This is a genomic window from Rhodococcus sp. (in: high G+C Gram-positive bacteria) (assembly GCF_049299235.1).
Taxonomy (GTDB): domain Bacteria; phylum Actinomycetota; class Actinomycetes; order Mycobacteriales; family Mycobacteriaceae; genus Rhodococcus.
The window spans coordinates 1-3,710 of sequence record NZ_JBAQXC010000307.1; the positions used below are offsets into that span (position 1 = coordinate 1).

The window sequence follows — 3,710 nt, forward strand, 5'->3', positions numbered from 1 at the left end:
CGGTCACTCGATGAGTGGGCTAGGTCCATTCCGAACCGGCCGGCACTGAAACCCGATCCGGTGCTGTGGGAAGCGTTCTCCGAGGACCGGGTACTGCACCCGGCGCCGGTTTCACTGCCCATGGACGTCGAACTGGGGCGGTGCTCGGAATGCGAAAGGTTGATCCGGCCGAAAGGCACACGCGCCGACCAGTTCCCCGGGACGGTCGGCTCCGGATCGAAAGGCATGTGCCAGTGGTGCTACCGAATGAGGAAGAAGGAATCGTGACGACCGTCAACACGTACGGCGATCCGGGTGCTGCCGCTGACCGCGCCCACGAAATCGCCATCGACCACGAACTCGGTGTCACCCCCGCCGTGTACCGCCACCCCGGACCAACCTGGGTCTGTACTCGTGAAGGCTGCGGGCGCACCCGCACCACCGCCTGCAAACCCGCCGGCTGCGCCAACGACCTCATCGACCGGCGCGAATTCCGGGCAGCCACACGCGGATACCTCATCGACGACAACGACATCGCACCCGACTTCCAAGACGGGTGGAGCGAATGACCGTCGAATTGAAGCCAGGATCGGCCGAATGGCTCTCGACAATCACAGCCAGCAAGATCAGCGCGATCCTCGGCATCTCACGCTTCCAGTCGCAGTTCTCTTTGTGGCACCAAATGGCCGGCAACGTCGAACCCACACAGATCTCCGAATCCACCCAGGAGATGTTCGACATGGGGCACGCCGCAGAACTCGCGGCACGCCACTTCTGGCTGCTCCGCAACCCCGGCTGGCGCGCATCCCAAGGTGAAGTGCAGTACGTCCGCGACGATCTCGGATTCCCCGCCGTCGCAACCATCGACCGACGAGCATCGCGAGGCCGTGCAAGGCGCATCGTCGAAGTGAAAGCACCGCGGTCCCTCGAAGACTTCGGCGACGACGGTAGTGGTGAGATCCCCGCCGACCACGCTGCACAGATCACCTGGCAGATGTTCGTATCCGGCATCCACGACGCTGATCTCGTCGCATGGCCGGTCTACGGTCCGCCGAAGATCTACCACGTCGAATGGGACCAGGACCTCGCCGACCTCATCCTGCAGCACGTCTGCCTGTGGGTGGCGTCGCTCAGTGCGGGCACACCACCCGAGTTGGACGACTCGGTGACGACGTACGCCACGGTGCGCGCACTCCACCCGGACATCGAACGCGATGCTGAGGTCGAACTCGACGAGGTACTGGCCGTCGAATACCTCACCGCCACCACCAAGTCGAAGGCTCTCGACAAAGAGCTACGCGGCCTCAAAACCCGAGTGCTCGACGCCATGGGCAACGCCCAGCGGGCCACATGCGGTGGTCGACCGATCGCGCGACGTCAGGGAGTGAAGTCGGTCAGCCTCGTTTGCACATCCTCCATGGAGGCGTTCAGTGAAAACCTTGAGTGAGCGGTTCCGGGAGAAGGTCCAGAAGTCTGATACCTGTTGAACGGACGACCCCACCGGGCACATCGAGTGGCATACGAGTTGTCGGTCGGCGACATTCCTGAGGGGCTCGTGATCGACCACCTATGCCGAGTTCGACACTGCGTCAACCCTGCTCATCTTGAGCCAGTCACTAACCGCGAGAACACCCTTCGTGGCGATTGTGTGGACGCAAACAGAGAGCGCAGCCTGTCTCGAACGCACTGCAAGCACGGACATGAGCTGACACCAAAGAACACCTACATCGACCCGCGCGGATACCGCGAATGTCGAACTTGCAGAAGGGCCGCAGAACGACGTTGGCGGCAATCCCACATCAACACGAAAGGCATTCCAGCATGAACGAGATCGACCACATCACCAACGAAGTCCTGCCTGCCACAAACGCGCTCGCCCCGGCAGCCGCCAACCGTGCACAATCCCGCGCCGAGCAGCTCGCCGACCTGCAAGCCGAAGCCGAGTTCCTGCAGGTGGCCTACGGCCTCGCCGAAAAAGCATGCGGTGGACAGCTCGTCGCCGACCACTTCAGAGGTAAGCCCGCCGACGGTGCGATCGCCATCGCCTACGGAGCCTCCCTCGGCTGGCACTGGACCAAGTCACTGCAGGACGTCTACGTGATCAAGGGGAAGCCCGCGATCCAGTCGAAGGAAATGCGCGAGCTGATCATCCGAGCCGGGCACCAGATCTGGGAGGAGGAAGTCGGCCCCACGAAGGTCGTGCTCGCTGGCCGGCGCGCCGACTCCGACGTCGTGGTGCGCGTCGAGTGGACCATCGAGAAGGCGCAGAAAGCCGGGCTGACCTCGAACAAGCTGTACGACACGATGCCCGAGAACATGCTGTACGCCCGGTGCACGACAGACCTCGCGAAGCGTATGGCCCCGGATGCGCTGTCCGGGCTCGGCATCGTCGAAGAGCTGCGCGACCAGGACCGCGTCCGCGTCACCTCCGAGCAGGTTCGACCACCGCGCCGGGGTGTGGCCGGCCTCAAGGCTGCTCTCGCCCCGGCACCGACACCCGAGCAGTCGGTCATCGAGTACGCGACACCCGACCAGCAGCAGCGCATCTCAGAACTGTTGGACGCCGCGGGCACCACCACGAAACCCGCCAAGTTGAAGTACCTGCAGGAGCAGTTCGGCGACGGCATCAAGTCCGCCGCGGACATCACCGGCGAGCAGGCCGGGCAGCTCATCGCGTTCCTCGAGCAGCCCGAGGACGGCGGTGCGGCATGAGCAAGCGTCAGCTGATCGTCGTCGACCTCGAAACGTCCAGCCTCGATGTCTCCCGCGCTGTAGCGCTCGAGATCGCCGCCGTGAACGTTGCGACCGGCGAAGAGTTCTATTTCGTCCCGTGGATCAAGCGTGAGCTGTACAGCAAGTTCGATGCCGGTGCACTCGAGGTCAATCGGTACTTCGAACGCGGTGTGTTCCACTCGGCCGCAACCTCCGAGAAGGGCAACGAGGAAGCACTCTGGAAGCTCGCCGACCTGCTCGACGGAAACACGCTCGCCGGGTCGAACCCGGCGTATGACGCCGCCGTCCTGCGCAGGCTCCTCGTGGGATACCTGAACTACCCGCAGCCCTGGCACTACCGCCTCGCTGATCTGGCTGCGTACGCGGCCGGTGCGCTTGGGCTGCCGCCGACCGAGACGCCTGGGCTGGCGAAGGTGTGTGAGCTCCTCGATGTGACGAACGAGGATCCGCATTCTGCGATGGGTGATGCGCGCGCGACCGCTGAGTGCTTCCGTCGCCTGATCGCAAGGTCTGGGGCATGACATCGGATCCATCGGTGGTGCGCATGGTCTCGGTTTCCGCCGAGATCCTGCGCGCCACCCGCCCCCACACCCCGCCGCCGAGGCACTGCAAAATCTGCGGCGGCAAAGCAGCGGCCGGCGCCTACTGGTGCCACGACTGCAGGAGTGGCCGATGACCATCACCTGCCCCGTCTGCTGGCGCACCGCGCAAGCATCCGACGACACCGGCCGCGTCGCCCGCCACTACGACAGCATCGGCCACACCTGCGTCATGTCCGGGCACCACATGCCAACCGAGATCATCGAGAGGAGGGCTGCCTGATGCGGATTCGTTCGATCCGACCAGAGTTCTGGCGGTCCGAAGACATCACCGGCCTCGCCCGTGATGATCGCCTGCTGTTCATCGGACTCTGGTCGTACGTCGACGACAACGGAGTCGGCCTGGACAAGCTCGCCGACATCACCGCGGATCTGTTCGCCGGAGACTTGGAGCGAGAC

Annotated in this window: 6 protein-coding genes; all 6 read left to right on the forward strand. The window is 64.2% G+C overall.

Annotation, left to right across the window (positions count from 1 at the left end; genetic code table 11):
* Nucleotides 1-263: 263 nt before the first annotated feature.
* On the forward strand, nt 264-548 hold the full coding sequence (locus tag WAX14_RS18610) for a hypothetical protein (protein ID WP_422629528.1): 285 nt from the start codon (nt 264-266) through the stop codon (nt 546-548).
* Nucleotides 545-1,426: a YqaJ viral recombinase family protein gene (locus WAX14_RS18615; RefSeq protein ID WP_422629529.1), complete on the forward strand. Its 882-nt coding sequence runs from the start codon at nt 545-547 to the stop codon at nt 1,424-1,426. Before WAX14_RS18610 ends, WAX14_RS18615 begins: the two co-directional genes overlap by 4 nt.
* Nucleotides 1,427-1,492: 66 nt before the next feature.
* Nucleotides 1,493-1,804 carry an HNH endonuclease signature motif containing protein gene (locus tag WAX14_RS18620; RefSeq protein ID WP_422629530.1) on the forward strand — a complete coding sequence of 104 codons (312 nt, stop codon included), beginning with the start codon at nt 1,493-1,495 and terminating at the stop codon, nt 1,802-1,804.
* Nucleotides 1,801-2,691: a hypothetical protein gene (locus WAX14_RS18625; protein ID WP_422629531.1), complete on the forward strand. Its 891-nt coding sequence runs from the start codon at nt 1,801-1,803 to the stop codon at nt 2,689-2,691. The genes WAX14_RS18620 and WAX14_RS18625 overlap by 4 nt, the downstream gene beginning before the upstream one ends.
* Nucleotides 2,688-3,233 (forward strand): exonuclease domain-containing protein, encoded by a 546-nt coding sequence (locus WAX14_RS18630; protein ID WP_422629532.1) that lies wholly within the window; start codon nt 2,688-2,690, stop codon nt 3,231-3,233. The genes WAX14_RS18625 and WAX14_RS18630 overlap by 4 nt, the downstream gene beginning before the upstream one ends.
* Before the next feature lie 151 nt (nt 3,234-3,384).
* Entirely contained in the window at nt 3,385-3,534 is a 150-nt protein-coding gene (locus tag WAX14_RS18635) for a hypothetical protein (RefSeq protein ID WP_422629533.1), read from the forward strand.
* Nucleotides 3,535-3,710 lie beyond the last annotated feature (176 nt).

Bases quoted from the DNA above. Each gene is read 5' to 3' on its own strand.
- WAX14_RS18615 (WP_422629529.1), top strand. From the start codon at position 545: ATGACCGTCGAATTGAAGCCAGGATCGGCCGAATGGCTCTCGACAATC.
- WAX14_RS18625 (WP_422629531.1), top strand. From the start codon at position 1,801: ATGAACGAGATCGACCACATCACCAACGAAGTCCTGCCTGCCACAAAC.
- WAX14_RS18630 (WP_422629532.1), top strand. From the start codon at position 2,688: ATGAGCAAGCGTCAGCTGATCGTCGTCGACCTCGAAACGTCCAGCCTC.
- WAX14_RS18635 (WP_422629533.1), top strand. From the start codon at position 3,385: ATGACCATCACCTGCCCCGTCTGCTGGCGCACCGCGCAAGCATCCGAC.